16 protein-coding genes are annotated in these 16,881 nt (G+C 33.7%); 6 read left to right on the top strand and 10 right to left on the bottom strand.

Features of this window, described 5'->3' with window-relative positions; all coding sequences use genetic code 11:
* Positions 1–114: 114 nt before the first annotated feature.
* The 8 genes from BLR17_RS16095 to BLR17_RS16130 form a co-directional block, all read right to left on the bottom strand.
* Positions 115–693, bottom strand: coding sequence for a non-canonical purine NTP diphosphatase (locus tag BLR17_RS16095; protein WP_066325233.1), 579 nt, complete (start codon positions 691–693; stop codon positions 115–117).
* A gap of 725 nt (positions 694–1,418) precedes the next feature.
* Entirely contained in the window at positions 1,419–2,927 is a 1,509-nt protein-coding gene (locus BLR17_RS16100) for an FMN-binding glutamate synthase family protein (protein WP_066325230.1), read from the bottom strand.
* A gap of 74 nt (positions 2,928–3,001) precedes the next feature.
* Entirely contained in the window at positions 3,002–3,799 is a 798-nt protein-coding gene (locus BLR17_RS16105) for an NYN domain-containing protein (RefSeq protein WP_066325228.1), read from the bottom strand.
* Between the two features lie 107 nt (positions 3,800–3,906).
* Positions 3,907–4,257, bottom strand: a complete 351-nt coding sequence (locus BLR17_RS16110) for a DUF2200 domain-containing protein (protein WP_066325226.1) — start codon at positions 4,255–4,257, stop codon at positions 3,907–3,909.
* An 87-nt stretch (positions 4,258–4,344) separates the two neighbouring features.
* Positions 4,345–4,674 carry a low molecular weight protein tyrosine phosphatase family protein gene (locus tag BLR17_RS16115; RefSeq protein WP_066325353.1) on the bottom strand — a complete coding sequence of 110 codons (330 nt, stop codon included), beginning with the start codon at positions 4,672–4,674 and terminating at the stop codon, positions 4,345–4,347.
* A gap of 89 nt (positions 4,675–4,763) precedes the next feature.
* A complete protein-coding gene (locus BLR17_RS16120; RefSeq protein WP_066325224.1) occupies positions 4,764–5,336 on the bottom strand; it encodes a hypothetical protein in 573 nt (190 codons plus the stop codon).
* A gap of 170 nt (positions 5,337–5,506) precedes the next feature.
* Positions 5,507–6,340, bottom strand: coding sequence for a hypothetical protein (locus tag BLR17_RS16125; protein WP_066325222.1), 834 nt, complete (start codon positions 6,338–6,340; stop codon positions 5,507–5,509).
* A 2-nt stretch (positions 6,341–6,342) separates the two neighbouring features.
* Positions 6,343–6,882, bottom strand: a complete 540-nt coding sequence (locus BLR17_RS16130; protein WP_066325219.1) for a hypothetical protein — start codon at positions 6,880–6,882, stop codon at positions 6,343–6,345.
* A gap of 319 nt (positions 6,883–7,201) precedes the next feature.
* Between BLR17_RS16130 and BLR17_RS16135 the strand changes: the two genes are divergently transcribed.
* The gene (locus BLR17_RS16135; protein WP_066325216.1) at positions 7,202–8,464 is read left to right on the top strand and encodes a cysteate-C-fatty acyltransferase; all 1,263 of its coding nucleotides are present in this window, start codon (positions 7,202–7,204) and stop codon (positions 8,462–8,464) included.
* 149 nt (positions 8,465–8,613) lie between these two features.
* Here BLR17_RS16135 and BLR17_RS16140 read toward each other — a convergent pair whose 3' ends face one another.
* Together BLR17_RS16140 and BLR17_RS16145 are read right to left on the bottom strand one after the other, a co-directional pair.
* Positions 8,614–9,732, bottom strand: a complete 1,119-nt coding sequence (locus BLR17_RS16140; protein WP_066325213.1) for a GTP cyclohydrolase — start codon at positions 9,730–9,732, stop codon at positions 8,614–8,616.
* Between the two features lie 20 nt (positions 9,733–9,752).
* Positions 9,753–10,709 (bottom strand): transporter, encoded by a 957-nt coding sequence (locus tag BLR17_RS16145; RefSeq protein WP_066325211.1) that lies wholly within the window; start codon positions 10,707–10,709, stop codon positions 9,753–9,755.
* 121 nt (positions 10,710–10,830) lie between these two features.
* Here BLR17_RS16145 and BLR17_RS16150 point away from each other — a divergent pair, with 121 nt between their 5' ends.
* The 5 genes from BLR17_RS16150 (at position 10,831) to BLR17_RS16170 (ending at position 16,856) form a co-directional block, all read left to right on the top strand.
* Entirely contained in the window at positions 10,831–11,112 is a 282-nt protein-coding gene (locus tag BLR17_RS16150; protein ID WP_066325208.1) for a DUF4834 family protein, read from the top strand.
* Between the two features lie 43 nt (positions 11,113–11,155).
* Positions 11,156–13,609 carry a YfhO family protein gene (locus BLR17_RS16155; protein WP_066325206.1) on the top strand — a complete coding sequence of 818 codons (2,454 nt, stop codon included), beginning with the start codon at positions 11,156–11,158 and terminating at the stop codon, positions 13,607–13,609.
* A 46-nt stretch (positions 13,610–13,655) separates the two neighbouring features.
* A complete protein-coding gene (locus tag BLR17_RS16160) occupies positions 13,656–14,948 on the top strand; it encodes a glycosyltransferase family 4 protein (RefSeq protein ID WP_066325204.1) in 1,293 nt (430 codons plus the stop codon).
* 14 nt (positions 14,949–14,962) lie between these two features.
* On the top strand, positions 14,963–16,429 hold the full coding sequence (locus tag BLR17_RS16165; RefSeq protein ID WP_066325203.1) for a lipopolysaccharide biosynthesis protein: 1,467 nt from the start codon (positions 14,963–14,965) through the stop codon (positions 16,427–16,429).
* 130 nt (positions 16,430–16,559) lie between these two features.
* Positions 16,560–16,856 (top strand): hypothetical protein, encoded by a 297-nt coding sequence (locus BLR17_RS16170; protein ID WP_066325201.1) that lies wholly within the window; start codon positions 16,560–16,562, stop codon positions 16,854–16,856.
* The last annotated feature ends 25 nt before the right edge of the window (positions 16,857–16,881 follow it).

Below are 16,881 nucleotides of genomic sequence, written 5' to 3' on the forward strand. Positions count from 1 at the left end.
TATCAGAAAGTTATGTTTTTAAACTAAAAAACAAGTTTTGATTTTTCGATTTTTTACAGCTATTGCAGTGTGTTTTTATAATAAAAATAAATGAAAAAGTTAGATTTTGAACAATTATTTTACTTCACTCAAATAAGAAATTAACATCTGGGTTGCTTTTCCTCTGTGACTGATTTTGTTTTTAATAGCCAACTCTAAATCGGCAAAGGTTTCCTGATAACCTTCAGGTCTGAAGATTGGGTCGTAGCCAAATCCCTTGTTGCCTGATTTTTCAATAGTGATTTCGCCCTTGGCAATTCCGGTAAATAATTGTTGTTCTCCATTAATGTTAAGGGCAATTACAGTTTTGAATTGTGCTGTTCGATTATTGGAATCACCTAATGCGTTTAAAACTTTTTCCATATTGTCATTGGCGTCTTTTTGTTCACCGGCATATCGGGCAGAATAAACTCCGGGTTCTCCATTAAGCGCTTCAATTTCTAATCCGGTATCATCGGCAAAACAATTGTAACCGTATTTTTCAGTAACATAGTTGGCTTTTAAAATGGCGTTTCCTTCAATAGTTTCTGCTGTTTCAGGAATTTCTTCGTGGCAGCCTATAGATTCTAAACTTAGAATTTCAATGGAATCGGGAAGTAATTGTTGAATTTCTTTGATTTTGTTTTTATTGTTCGAAGCGAATACAAGTTGCATAGTCTTTTTGTTGGTGATTTTGTGCAAATGTAATCATTTTTTGAGCTGTACTTAACACTTGATGAGACTGAGTTAGTAAAGTATTTGGTCAAAGAATTTCTCTGTTTAATAAGTTTTAAATCCTATTAAGTTCTGAAGGTTAATTTTAATAATAATTTTGTAATAGGTTAATAGTCAGTTAAAAGTGTTGTTTTTAATTTGATTGTGTGTATTTTTTTGTACCTTTATTATGTGGTTTTGATTGTTCATTTGAACAGTTTAATCGTTAGATGAGCTTGGAGTTCAATAGTTAACTATACTGGTATATGTATAAGTTGGTAATGATGAATCAAAACATACACAGGGGGCTTTAATAGCCCCTTTTTTTTTGAGTACAAAATCAAAGAGTTGGTTTTTGTAAAAAGTGAAGAATTTCGTATTTTTTTGAAGGTCTTTTTGAAAAATATTGCTAAAAAAAATGTAAAAAAAGAAATTCTTTGCGAATATGTTTGATTAGGGTTAATGTATTGGTTTTTAGTTGTTTACGGTTTGAAATTATTTGATTTTTATGTGGTTAATTAAAATAATAGTTGTAATTTTACTATGTGGTTTTGATTCATTACTTGTGTATGTTAATTTGGGTAGAAAAATGAAAACACAACAATCATCAGCAGCATTTAGTTAATTATAAGTTGAGAATAGTAAATCAAAACCAAATAAGGAGGGCTTATCGCCCTCCTTTTCTTTTAATGCTTGGTTACATTCGATAAATTGTCCGGAAAATATAAATCAGAAAGATGAGTGAATTCATCCCCACGCATGAATATAGAAACATCTACATCTTCATAAGAAGTTTTTCCGGCCGCAGCCAGTAATTCGTTGGCAGCATACAGTGTGTTTTTGTGGAAATGATATACTCTTTCAAATTTATCTGTAACCGATAAGCCTTTGATGAGCATTTTATCCTGTGTGGCAACTCCTACCGGACAATTATTAGTATTACAACGCAAGGCTTGGATACATCCTAAAGAGAACATAAAACCACGGGCACTATTGCATAAGTCGGCACCCAGGGCAATAGCTTTTAGGATAGCATGCCCTGATATGATTTTTCCGCTACAAATAATTCTAATTTTGTCTCTGATGTTTAATCGAATTAAAGTTTTATTTACAAAAATTAAAGCTGGTTCCAAAGGCATTCCTACGCCATCGGAAAATTCTAGTGGCGCAGCGCCTGTACCGCCTTCTGCACCATCGACGGTAATGAAATCAGCGAAGCAGTTTTGATCAATCATTTCCTGACAAATAGCTTCAAATTCGACAGTTTGACCAATGCATAATTTGAATCCGACAGGTTTTCCGTTCGATAATTCACGCAAATGTCCTATAAATTGCACTAAGCCTTTTGGATCGTTAAAAGCTGTGTGGCAAGGAGGAGAGAGAATGGTGGTGTGTGGTTTTACGCCTCGTATCCTTGCAATTTCTTCTGTGTTTTTTGCAGCGGGTAAAACGCCTCCATGTCCCGGTTTTGCTCCTTGCGAAAGTTTAATTTCAATCATTTTTACCGAAGAGAGATGGGCCTTTTCTTTGAATTTTTCAGCGTCAAAATTGCCTTCTTCATTGCGGCAGCCAAAATAGCCTGTACCAATTTGCCAACAAATATCGCCACCCTGTAAATGGTAATCGGTTAAACCGCCCTCGCCGGTGTTGTGGTAAAAATTTCCTTTTTTAGCTCCTTTGTTGAGCGCCATAATGGCATTTTCGCTTAAGGCACCAAAACTCATAGCTGAGATATTCAATAAGGAAGCCGAGTAAGGTTGTGTGCAATCAGGGCTTCCTATGGTGACACGAGGTAGTTCCTCATTTACATGTGCAGGGAAAATAGAATGTTTTAGTCCTTCGTAAGACGAAGTGTTAATATCTAATTGTGTTCCAAAGGGAGTTGTGGAGCTAATGTTTTTAGCGCGTTGATAAGCAAGTGAGCGTTCGTTTCTGGAAAAAGGTTTGCCGTCAGTGGTTCTCTCAATAAAATACTGTTGGATTTCAGGAGCTATTTCTTCAAACATGTATCTGAAATAACCTAAAACAGGAAAATTTCTCAGAATGGAATGTTTGTGTTGCAAACTGTTAAAAATTCCAATTATTAATAGGATGAAAATAGAAATGGCAATTAATAAGCTGGTTTTGAATAAAAAATGAGCAGCAAGACTAAGGATGAAAAGTCCTGTACCAATGATAAAAAATTCTTTTCTCATGATAAAAAATTTGGGTTAGCTACAAATAGGAATAATCAAATAACTGGAGGAAAATTTACCGTTTGTTTAATTTTTTAGCTGAATAATAGTCGAACATAAACATGCTTAATTCCTTTTTTGTCTGAATCTCTTTCGTCGATTTCGAGAATGTCGGTAAGGGATTTGAGCATTGGCGTTAATTTTGAAAAACCATAATTTCGAGGATCGAATTCGGGTTTTTTCTTGACAATCAGGTTTCCTACATCGCCCAGAAATGCCCAGCCCGCATCATCTGCCAGGTCTTCAATGGTGGATTCTATGAGTTCTATGGTAGGTTCGTCAATTTTGTTCAGAGGTTTTTGCGTAGGTTTTTCCGGTGCTTTAATAACTGTTTTTTCAGTTGGTTTTTTAGTGTCAATCGTCATTTTGGGTGCTTTTTTCTTAATGGCTCCGTCTAAAACTTCTAGGAAAATAAAGCGGTCGCAGGCGCTGATAAAAGGTTTGGGCGTTTTTTGTTCTCCAATTCCAATAACTTTCATGCCTGATTCTCTCAGACGAATGGCTAAACGTGTAAAATCAGAATCGCTCGAAACAATACAAAAACCGTCTAATTTCCCCGAATACAATAAATCCATCGCATCGATAATCAGGGCAGAATCCGAAGAATTTTTACCTGTGGTGTAGCTGTATTGTTGAATAGGAGTAATGGCGTGTTCCAGTAAAACCGCTTTCCAGCCATTCGCATTGGGTTTAGTCCAATCGGCATAAATGCGTTTGGTGGTGGGAGTACCAAATTTGGTAATCTCTTCCATCATTCCTTTTACATTGCTGTACGGAACATTATCGGCATCTATAAGGACTGCAAGTTTGAGTTCTTTATTATTTTGTGACATAACAATTTCATTTGTGAGCTAAAGATACTAATTCTAAAGCGTGAAAATGTTCTGTCTTGTCTTTAAAGTTTTGTTAATACTAGGTTTTGTAATAGGAAAGGATGGTTTTATTTCCTCAAAATTTTCTCCATTGATTTTCCTTTTGCTAATTCGTCAATTAATTTGTCTAAATAGCGAATTTGTTGCATCAGTTTGTCTTCAATTTCTTCCACGCGATAACCGCAAATTACACCTGTGATTTTAGAAACATTGGGATTGATTTGTGGTGCCTGCGTAAAGAAAGTTTCAAAATCAATTTTGTTGTCGAGTATTTGTTGTAAGCTTTGTTCGTTGTATCCTGTGAGCCAAAATATAATTTCATCTACTTCCTGTTTGCTGCGTGATTTTTTCTCCGCTTTAGTAATGTAATGCGGATAGACTGAAGCAAATGACATTTTGTAGACTTTGTGGTTGTTCATTTTTTAGTGTGTGAAAAGTTGTTGTTTCACAAAGATACGCAAAGGATACGCAAAGGTTCACGAAGATTTTTGAAAGGGACTTCACTACTATTTAAGTTGTAAATAGGATGAAACGGATGTTTTTATTTCTTCAATTAATTCTTTGTCCATGAATTTATAGTTATCCTGAATTTCCAAAACAATAATTTTTCTTTTTTTGGTTTCTGTTGGAAAATTTAACAGTAATTTTTCTTTATGGAGTTTCTCCATAACAAAAATAAAATCCGCCCAATTAATTAGTTTTGAGTTGATTTTTACACGTGCTGAGTTTTCAGTTCCTGCCGACTTGACAAAAAACTCAGAACTGTTTTTGTAAATAGTTTCAGCAGTTAAACTTCTCCATTTATTTCTACTACAAACAAATAATAAATTTTTCAAGTGATAATTTTTGTTTAGATTGTGGCTTACTTTTGTGGGCAAGGAATGCAATTCCATGCTATCCTTTAGATTTGTTCTTTGAATTATTCTTAATCTTCCGCCAAATGTTGAATCTCTTTATAAATATCATTAAATAGTTTCTTGTACGGTTCCAGTTTTGCTTCTACACTTAAGATGCTTTGACTGTAAAATTCATATAGTTCAGGATATTTCTCATATTTTTCAAAAATGTTATTAGCATCATCAAAAGGTTGGCTCATAATTTTTGACAAAATATTTTCGACTTTTTTAGATTCACGTGTATACATCAATAATTTATACACATTTTTGCAATAATCACCAAGCAACGAATTGTAGTCATTGGAAATATCTCCACAATATTTTAGCTCATTGTGATACCTTTCAGATTGCTTTTCTCTTTCTTTTTCGCTTACTTCAATGTTGGATAACTGATAACAGTATTCTGTAGTGATTATAGCTTTTTCTAAACGCCTCGCGTAAATGAATAATATATGAGCTAGTTTTCTCTCTTCAGAAAGACAATCTATTACTAATTTCTTTTTGTCTGTTTTATCTCTTAACAAATTGGCAATTATTTGGGAAAAAATCCCTGCGCTGCCACCTATACAAGCAGATAGTAAGCCTATTTCTGTAGTTGTCATTATGATCTTTTTTGTTAGAATGATAGTTGTGAGCGCTTGCTTATAACGTTCTGGCGCTTGGCGAGGTTGGGGAAATCGGAGAAGAGTATTTTCTGCTTTACGTAAACGTTCTTGATTACGGTAATTCCACTAAAACCCCAATCTCGTCCAAACGCCTGTTGTAGGCAGTTTTAATTTTGGAGTTTTGATATAGAGTTTGCTAACCTTCTTTCATTTCCGACAATTGTTGTATAGAAGCGTTGTTCAATACCAAAAATTAAATTTTTTAAATGTTCTTCAGTTCCAATGCTAAATGTATTGTGTTCATCAGAAAATTCTAATTCGGGGCAGTAATCCTTAATATAATTATGTATTTGTACCTTATGCTCTTCCTCAAGATTAGCTAATGTTTCAATAGCCATAGAAATTCTCTTCCTATTTGCTGTATTCACTTTAGTCTTATCAAAACCATCGTTTAAATTTATAAATTCACTATTTAAAAAGTTTTCTGTTTCTTCATCTGTCGCTTCTTTGTATAATTCTATTACTTCTGGAAAAATAGATTTTATATCGCTCAAATTTTTAAAATATAATGTGTCAGTCGACTTTCTGTAAATAGCATCAGGAATTGTTTTCAAAATCAAAATTGGTTCATTTACTTTAATCTCTGGTTCTCCGCTTAATGAAATCCATTTACTTGAAATTATATTACTATAAACAAATTTTTGAAAACAGTAATCATCATCATCTTGATAAGTGCAAAAAAACTTAACAGCATTATATTGATTGTTTCCAATTTGTTGATATTCAGCACTATTGAAATCTTGTGTTAATAGTTGAATACAATAATCTGTATTGCTGAAATTCTGTATTCCAAACCATTCGTCATCTTCTAGCTTATAATTTGTGTCATAAGCTTTGATATTTAATAGGTCATTGGGAAGTTCGTAAACTCTATCTTCTTGTGATAAAACTAAATAATAGGTATTGTTTGTCCTTTTCTTTTTTGCTATTAGATAATTCATAATTATTTGATTTTGTCAATGAAAGTGAAATTATTTATACGTTTCAATTGTGTAAATTCAATGTCATCAACTTTGTTAATTTCATTTTTAGTAATCACAAATAATTTCGCTTTATTATTTGTTGATATATTGTAAAAGTGGTAGCCAAATATTAAGAATAGGGGATTGAAATATAACGTTTGTGATAAAAATGTAAACACAAAAAGAATTGCGAATACAAAAATTAACGTTTCAGAGTTATTAACACTTAGAGCAACAAAAAAATAACCTAAATAACTTGGCAAAAATGCATTGTTAGCATTTTCTACTTCAATAATTGACCCTTTGGAAATATTTGAATTTCCTAGAAACTTTGAAATGTATAAACTAATATAAGTAAGGACAATTGGAACGAAAAAGTATATTAGATAAGAAACATAATTAGGTAAGCTATTTAGTTTTTCGTGTAAACTATTTAATGTAGTTTCTTCTTTTATCAAAAAGATTACCAATATCAATGATGTTGCATTGAATGTAAGTAATAGTCTATATATATAATTCATTGGTTTTTCTTTGATAGTCTTGTCTGGTAAAATTGCCTACAACTTGTTTCGCTTTATTTCTTTTCAAATATATTTATTTTTTCTTACAAAATTAATTTTAGAAGCCAAACGTTGTTTTCTAGCCCCGATAGCAGCGGCATCCTCTTGTGGCTCGTTTCTTTAACGAGGCACAAGAGATAGAGCGGATAGCGGGTGAAAATGTTAATTATAGCATCGGTGTGTAGTGGCTCCTGAAAATAATTTTACTTAGAAGACCTTTATAAAATTTAAATAATTATTTTTGCAAACTCTTAAAATTAAAATTATTACTGGATATATTATGGTAAAAGATTTATTCGAAAGGATTCAAAGCAACAAAGGACCATTAGGAAAATGGGCTTCACAGGCAGAAGGATATTATGTGTTTCCAAAATTGGAAGGAGAGTTAGGGCCCAGAATGAAGTTTGGTGGAAAAGATATTTTGAACTGGAGTTTGAATGATTATTTAGGTTTAGCTAATCACCCTGAAGTTCGTAAAGCCGATACTGATGCTGCAATTCAGTTTGGAGCTGCTTACCCAATGGGAGCTCGTATGATGAGTGGGCACACTACTTACCACGAGCAATTAGAAAATGAATTGGCTGCTTTTGTGATGAAAGAATCAGCTTATTTGTTGAATTTTGGATACCAGGGAATGGTTTCTATTATCGATGCTTTGGTGACTAAGAATGATATCATTGTTTATGATGTGGATTCTCATGCTTGTATTATTGACGGAGTTCGTTTGCACATGGGGAAACGTTTTACGTACAAACACAATGATTTAGAGAGCATGGAGAAAAACCTGCAACGTGCTACTAAAATGGCTAAAGAAACCGGAGGAGGAATTTTATTCATCACTGAAGGAGTTTTTGGAATGCGCGGTCAGCAAGGTAAATTGAAAGAAATTGTAGCTTTGAAAGAGAAATACAATTTCCGTCTTTTAGTGGATGATGCGCACGGTTTTGGTACACTTGGAAAAACAGGTGCAGGAGCAGGTGAGGAGCAAGGTTGTCAGGACGGAATTGATGTTTATTTCTCGACTTTTGCGAAATCAATGGCTAATATTGGAGCTTTCGTAGCTGCTGATAAAGATGTTATTGATTATTTGAAATACAACTTGCGTTCACAAATGTTTGCTAAAGCATTGCCAATGATTCAGACAATTGGTTCATTGAAACGTTTGGAATTATTACGTCAGTCTTCTGAAATTAAAGATAAACTTTGGGAAAATGTTAATGCGTTGCAAAACGGATTAAAAGAAAAAGGATTTAATATTGGGGATACTAATACTTGTATTACTCCGGTATACCTTGAAGGATCTATCCCTGAGGCGATGGTTATGGTGAACGATTTGAGAGAGAATTATGGTATTTTCTTGTCAATCGTGGTTTATCCGGTTATTCCAAAAGGAATTATTTTATTAAGAATGATTCCTACGGCTTCTCATACATTAGCTGATATCGAGGAAACATTGACTGCTTTTGAAGCAATCCGTGAGAAATTAGTTAATGGGACTTACAAAGCAATTGCTGAGAAAACAACAGTTGATATGGAAGCTTAAAAATCAGTTTCCAGTGTTCAGTTTTTAGTGTTCAGTCACTGTATAAATCATAAAACAAAAAAAATCCATTCAACGAATGGATTTTTTTATGGATTTAAATTAGCTAAATACTTAAACTGAACACTTATAACTGAACACTGAAGACTTTTCTAAAGGTCTTTTCGGAATGTTTTTCTGCGGCAGTGTACTTTTGGATCAAAATGCTTCCATATGTTATGAATAGCATGGTTGTCTGATAATTCAGGAGTTCTGAAGCAATATTCCACGCCTTTTTCTTTGAAAGTATTGTAATATTCGTTGAAAATAACTGCTGTTACGGCTTTGTTTTGGTATTCCGGATGGATTCCAATCAAATAAAAAATCATGTCCTTGCTGTTTTTTCTGGCGCTTAGCAAATGGAAAATTCCAAAAGGGAAGAGTTTTCCTTTTGCTTTTTGAAGGGCTTTTGAAAAAGAAGGCATCACAATACCAAAGGCTATAATGTTTTTGTCTTTGTCTTCGATAAATTTGATGTATTCCGGATTGATAAAACCAATGTATTTCTTTTTGAAATACGCTTTTTGTGTTTCTGAAATAGCTACAAACGAAGAAAGTTTAGCGTAACTTTCGTTGAATAAATCAAACATTTTGTCAGCATAAGGCATCACTTCTTTGGTGGAAGTAAAGTTAAGCGGTGTTAATTCGTATCTTTTTTTAATCACTTCACTGGCTTTCTGGAAAAATTCCGGTTTTACATTTGAAAAAGGGAATTTACTCTCGATATATTCTTTTTCAACTACATAACCCAGTTGTTCAAAATGTGTAGCATAATACGGATGATTGTACCAGGTAATCATGGTTCCTAATTGATCAAAACCTTCGGTAAGTACCCCAACTTTGTCCAGATTTGAAAATCCCATTGGACCTTCAACGTATTCTAAGTTGTTTTTTCGGCCTAGTTCATATACTTTTTCTAATAAAGCTTTGGTGACTTCGATGTCGTTTATAACGTCAAACCAACCAAAACGGACTTTTCTTTTTTGTTGGTCGTTTACTTCCGCCCAATTGATGATAGCGGTCACTCTACCGGCAATTTTTCCGTCTTTGTAAGCAATGTAAAAATAGGCTTCTGCATTTTCAAAAGCCGGATTTTTAGTTTTGTCAAAAGCTTCCAGTTCGTCGGCAATCAATGGTGGAACCCAGAATTCGTTGTCTTTATATAGCGTAAAAGGGAATTTAATGTATTCGGTTAGTTCTTTTTTTGTTTTGGCTTCTTGTATTGTAATCATGTTTTTATCTTTACTTTTCTTTATTCAATTGCGTCTCTTCTTTTTTGGTCTTTTCGGGCGGCTTTTCGTACTGATCTTGGTTTTGATGGACTGTCATCCAGGTCAACACGAACTTCTTTGTAATTAGTGTCGTATCGCCAGGAAAATCCAACTCCTCCGTAGAAAACAGAAGGAGTGTCTTTTAATATATTATGACTTATTGAGGCATCTATCTGCATGTTTTTGCCCAGTAAAAAAGCAGCTCCGCCACGTACAATGGCATCGCTGTAAAAACCACTTTTGTAGCCTTGATTTTCGATAAATCCAGACCATTTTTTGCTGATTCCTTTGGTTAAGGTGATAATATAACCATAGCTTGGGTAATCGGTCATGATATAATCGGCGATGATGTTTGTAACAAAAACCCAGGAACCATCTCCTAAGTGGTTTTGTGTAACTAACATCACCTTTGGCGAAATCATCGCATCAGCAGAAAAAGCATACAGATTATTTTTCATCGTGAAATTAGCGCCCGCATAAACGGATACGGCCGGGATTAATTGGTGCCAATTGAAAGCGTGATTGGCTTTCCAGCTATAAACATTTACTTTTTTTTCGTAATTTTTGTAAGGATCGTAGATGAGGTATTTAGCACCTAATACCGTTTGTTTTAAATCGGATTTTGAGTATTGGTTAAAAGCGTAAACAAAATCTTCTTTTTGATATTGGATGTTAGCAATTACTTCTAATTTTTCCATCAAAAAACCATAACGTAAATCCAGGTCTAATCCATATCCATTAGCGTCGTAACCCAATAAGCGATGATTCTCATTGATGCCATAAAGACCGGTTTCTACCTGAATTACCGATTTTCCCACAGCATAAGCCGACATCGACTCGCCGGGTCTGTTCGAATTAATTTCGTCTGTGTGCTGAGCGTAGTTGTAATTTGCTAAAAGACAAATGGCTGTAACTAATAAAATTTTGATTTTCGACATGATGTTTGGGATTTTAAAAGTATTAAGCTTTCCAAAAGTACTATATTTTATTATTTATTTAAGAATGATAATCCAATTTTGAATGTAGTATTTGTTAATTTTGCTAAAAAAATATTTGATTATGCAACTTGCGTCTTTTACAGGTTTTTTTAGAACATTATTTATCATTATATCTTTCTATTATATTTTTAGATTTTTGGCAAAATTGTTTTTGCCGGTAGTAATCAAAAAAGTAGTGGAAAAGGCAAGTGAGAACATGCAACAGCAGCAACAAGGTCAGTATTATAATAACTGGCAAAGACCAGCTGACGGAGAGACTAGTATTTATAACACTGATAATGCTAGAAAATCCCGCGAAACCAAAAAAGTGGGAGATTATGTGGATTACGAAGAAATAGATTAAATTTGCCGCAAACTAATTCGTAATTTTATAAAATCCCCGAAAATTGAAAATAATAAATAAGTTCTATCCGCACGCTATTGCCATTCTTGGTTTTGTTTTAGTTTCTCTCATTTATTTCTATCCTGTACTTCAGGGAAAACAAATTTTTCAATCGGATATTGCCCAATATACGGGGATGGCGAAGGAACAAAACGATTTTCGGGCGAGTGAACATATCGAACCTTTTTGGACCAATTCAGCTTTTGGCGGAATGCCTACATATCAGTTAGGAGCTAAATATCCATATGATTTTGTAGGAGCAGTAGACGATTTTTTACGTTTTTTACCTCGTCCTGCTGATTATTTATTTCTGTATTTCTTAGGTTTTTATGGCTTGCTTTTAGTTCTAAAAACCGATCCGTTGAAGGCCTTTTTCGGAGCTGTAGCTTTTGGTTTTTCGACTTATTTAATCATTATTTTAGGAGTTGGACACAATGCTAAGGCGCATGCTATTGCTTATATGCCATTGGTGGTGGCCGGTTTTATCTGGGTTTACAATAAGAGATACATAGCAGGTGGTTTGTTGACGATGATTGCTACGGCATTAGAAATCAATGCCAATCACTTCCAGATGACTTATTATTTGCTGATTTTGTTATTGATTCTCTCGGCTTATTATACGTTTAATTTCATAAAAGAAAAAGAATATAAGTCGTTTTTGACTTCAGTTGGCGTTTTGATTGTTGCAGGGATTTTGGCTATTGGAGCCAATGCAACTAATTTGATGGCTACAGCTGAGTATGCTAATTTTAGTACGCGTGGAAAAAGCGAATTGACTTATAAACCGGATGGAACCCGTAGTACTGATACGAGTGCTATGACTCGCGATTATATTACCGAGTATAGTTATGGTATTGCAGAGAGTTTCAATTTGATTGCGCCAAGACTTTTTGGAGGTTCTAATAGTGAGAGTTTGGGTAAAGAATCACAAATTGTTCAATTTCTACAGCAACAACAAATAGGGGAAGGGCAATATATAACAGAATCACAGGCTGTTGAATATGCTAAACAAGGGATGCCAACCTACTGGGGAGACCAGCCTATTGTGGCTGCTCCGGCCTATATTGGGATTGTGGTTTTCTTTTTGGCAATTCTGGGATTGATTGTAGATGAAAGAAAAATAAAATATGCTTTTGCTTCAGGAGCAGCTGTGGCTTTAGTACTTTCCTGGGGTAAAAATCTCCCAATTGTAACCGATTTTTTTATTGATTATGTACCTATGTACAATAAGTTTAGAGCGGTTTCATCCATCCAGGTGGTATTGGAATTATGTTTTCCTGTTTTAGCAGTTATGGGCTTGCAGTCTTTTTGTAAAGCCGATAAAGCAAAACAATGGGAAGGATTATGGCAGTCGGCGGCTATTGGTTTAGGTACTATTGTTATTTTGTTTTTAAGCAAAGGGATGTTTAGCTTTTCGGGTGCCGGTGATAGTTATATGGCTCAAAGTTATGGTCCCGGTTTTGTGGATGCAATTAAGAGTGACCGAAAAACCATGTACAGTGCCGATTTGTTGCGTTCAGGATTCTTTATTGTTTTGACAGCCGGAATTTTATGGATGGTAATCAAAGACAGAATAGCACAAAAAACAGCCATCATTTTGATTGGTTTGTTTATGGTTTCCGATTTGTTTTTTGTGGATAGAAAGTATGTTTCAGATAAAGATTTTGTAAGCAGTAGAGAAGTGGAAGTGCCTTTTCAGGAAACCCCTTCTGATGCTCAGATTTTAAGAGATACATCGCATTATCGTGTGTTTGAAATCAACGGAAATTTCTCGAGTGCAAGAGCCTCTTATTTTCATAAATCAATTGGAGGTTATCATGCTGCAAAACCACGTAGAATGCAACAATTATTTGATTACCAAATTGCCAAAAACAACTTGGAAATCTTGAATATGTTGAATGTGAAATATGTGATTCAAACCGATAAAGAAGGTAAAGAATTTCCAACTTCAAATCCTGATGCGAATGGAAATGCCTGGTTTGTTAACGAAGTCAAATTGGTAAACAATGCCAATGATGAAATGAAAGCTTTGGATCGTATTAATACCAAGAAAGTTGCTGTATTTAATATGCAACTGAACGGAGACAAATTTAAAAATGCACGTATCAAACGTAATTTAGATACTACCGGAACGATTCAGTTAAGAGTTTACAAGCCTAATTATATTAAGTATATTTCAGATAGCAAAAACGAAGGTTTGGCTGTTTTTTCTGAAATTTATTATCCGCACGGTTGGAATGCTTATGTAGACGGAGTTAAAGCCGAACATTTTCCTGTTGACTATGTTTTGAGAGGAATGATGTTGCCAAAAGGTGTTCATACTGTAGAATTTAAATTTGAACCCGAAGTAATTAAAACAGGAAGTACCATCACGCTTATTAGCGGAGTTGGAATGCTACTGTTGTTAATAGGAGGAGTTTATTATGAAAGAAAAAAAGGATCAAAGATTGTTGGTTAACGATTTTTGATTTGAATTAGTAAATTAAACTTAATTCCTTAAAGCTTTGGAACCAAAAAAAGTACTTGTAATCACTTATTACTGGCCGCCTGCAGGTGGGCCGGGGGTACAACGCTGGTTGAAATTTGTGAAATATTTACCGGATTTTGGTGTTCAGCCTATTGTGTATGTTCCTGAAAATCCAACTTATCCTATTGTTGATGAGAATTTGATCAGTGAAGTTTCGGATAAAGCGATTATTCTGAAACAAAAAATATTCGAACCTTATCAATTGGCTTCTTTTTTGTCCAAGAATAAAACCAAAAAGATGAACTCTGGGATTATCCCAAATCAAAAGAAACAATCCTTTTTAGATAAACTTTTTCTTTGGATTCGGGGCAATTTATTTATTCCGGATGCCCGTTTTTTTTGGGTAAAACCTTCGGTTGCTTATTTAGAAAAGTATATCGCTGAAAATAATATTGATACTATTGTAACTTCGGGTCCTCCTCATAGTTTGCATCTTATTGGATTGGACTTAAAAAAGAAGTTGCATCTGAAATGGTTTGCCGATTTCAGAGATCCCTGGACAACTATTGGTTATCATAAATCGTTGCGATTATCGAATTATGCTGCCCAAAAGCACAAGGATTTAGAATCGGAAGTTTTGAATACTGCCGATACTATTATAGTTACCAGTAAAACAACTAAAAAGGAGTTTGAAGCACTGACTACAAAACCTATTGCTGTTATAACAAACGGTTATGACGTGGAAAAAGTGGATAAACAACCGTTAGACACTAAATTTTCTTTGGCGCATATTGGTTCTTTTCTTTCGGCCAGAAATCCTAAAATTCTTTGGGAGTCTTTAGTAGAATTAATTGCCGAAATCCCTGAATTTAAAACGCATTTGGAAATCAAATTGATAGGAGCGGTAAGTCAGGAAGTTTTGGATAGTATTGCTGCTTTTGGCTTAAATGATTATTTGAATAATTTGGGATATGTTGCTCATGAGGAAGCGATAGCTCACCAAAGAAAATCTCAGGTTTTATTGCTTATCGAAATTGATTCAGAAGAAACCAAGAGTATCATTCCGGGTAAATTGTTCGAATACATGGTTTCTAACCGACCAATTATTGCTCTTGGACCAAAAGGTTCTGATTTTGCCGAAATAATAACAGGAACAAATACAGGAGTGTTTTTTGATTATTCTGAAAAAGAAAAACTCAAAAAGATAATTCTGGGATATTATACTCAGTTTCTTGAGGGAAAATTACAATCTCACGGAGTAGGTTTACAAAAATATTCAAGGAGAAATTTGACTGAGCAATTGGTACAACTTCTAACTTCTAACTTCTAACTTCATACTTATAAATGGGGCTTGTATTAAATCAGTCTTTAAAAAATACTATTGTAACTTATATTGGTTTTGCAATAGGAGGTATTAATACTATCTATTTTTATCCCTATTTTTTAGGAAGTACCTATTATGCTTTAACAACATATATCCTTTCTGCAGCGGCTATTATTATGCCCTTATTGGCTTTTGGGGTGCAAAATACTTTAGTGAAATTCTTTTCACAATGCAGGAATGATAAAGAAGAAGCGGAGTTTTTATCATTTGCGGTATTGTTTCCATTGGTTCTTTCGATTCCTTTACTGTTACTGTTTTTGTTTTTTTATGGCGATATATCGGATTATTTATCCCAGGTAAATCCTATCGTAAAAGACTTTTTATGGTTTATACCATTCATAGGGATTTGTATGGCTTATTTCGAAATATTTTATGCTTGGGCAAGAGTTCATATGCATTCGGTGTTTGGGAATTTCATTAAAGAAGTAGGTTTGCGATTGTTTTCATTGATTGCTTTAGTTGGAGTATATTACAAATGTATTAGTCCGCTTCAGTTTATTTATATCACAGCAATTACTTATTTTTTAGCTTGTTTGGGAACAATGTTTTATGCTTTTTATTTGAAAAAGCCTCATTTCCAACTTGCGATTCCTCATAATGTTAAAGAAATTTCAGTGTATACTTTTTATATCATTTTATCAGGAGGAGTGGCAACTTTGCTATTAGATATTGATAAACTGATGTTGAATCAATACATTAAAATTGAGAATATTGCGTATTATTCGGTTGCTACTTATATTGCTTTAGTGATTTCGGTTCCAAGTAAGGCGATGTACCAAATTACTTATCCGATTACAGCTAAATTAATGCATGAGGAAAAACATGAGGAATTAGACGATTTTTATAAAAAGACTTCCATCAATTTGCAAATAGTGGGTGGTTATGTCATGCTGTGCATTTTTGTTAATATTAATAAATTGTATGAGATGATACCGGAAGAGTACAGCGGAGGAGTAATGGTTGTTTTTTTGACAGGTTTATCGAAGTATATTGATTTGATTTTAGGGAATAATACCGCTATTATTTTTAATACCAAATATTACAGAGCGGTATTGATTTTAGGTGTTGTGGTAGTTTTGATGACCATAGGTTTGAATATGATTTTTATACCTCTTTATGGTATCTTAGGTTCGGCAATTGCTATATTATTATCTGTTACTTTATACAGTTTAGCCAAATTGATTTTTGTTCAAAGAAGATTGCATCTTTATCCTTTTACAAAGCAAACGTTGTATTCTTTTGGACTTACTTTTGTTTTATTCTTGGTTTTTTTCTTTTGGGATTTTCCTGTAAATGGCATTGTGGCTATAGGTCTTAAATCCGTTTTGGTCAGTATTGCTTATTTGTATTTGAACTATAAGTTTGCAATTTCGCTTCAGATTAATGAAGTTCTTGATGGTTTAATTCAAAAATATCTAAAGAGATAAGCTGTTTTTTCTGTTTTTATTTATAAATGTTAATCACTAAAAGTGGGTATTGAACATCCTAATTTGTGGTATTAAATTTGTGGGAGGTTTTATTTTGTTAAGTAAGGTCTTATTTTATTTTTCCCAAATTATGAAAAACAATACACTTATATTAAATGAGAATTCACAATTGTTATCTCAAGTTCTGGCTAAAAAAATTAAGAAGGGTTTTGTGGTTGAAGAGATAAATAACAAACTGCCTTTTGTGGTTTTGTCAAAAAAACCAACGAAGGTAAATCATAATTTAAATTTTTGGATCTCTTGTGCTACGTTTGGTTTGTGGTCAATTCCTTGGATTTATAAATCTTATAAATCTAAAAGAGAAAAGAAAATCATCATAGCGATTGATGAAGATGGTGCCGTTTTTGAAGAAGAATGCTATAATTAACCATTTATAAAATATTAAAAACTCC

It is taken from the genome of Flavobacterium glycines (genome assembly GCF_900100165.1).
GTDB classification, from domain to species: domain Bacteria; phylum Bacteroidota; class Bacteroidia; order Flavobacteriales; family Flavobacteriaceae; genus Flavobacterium; species Flavobacterium glycines.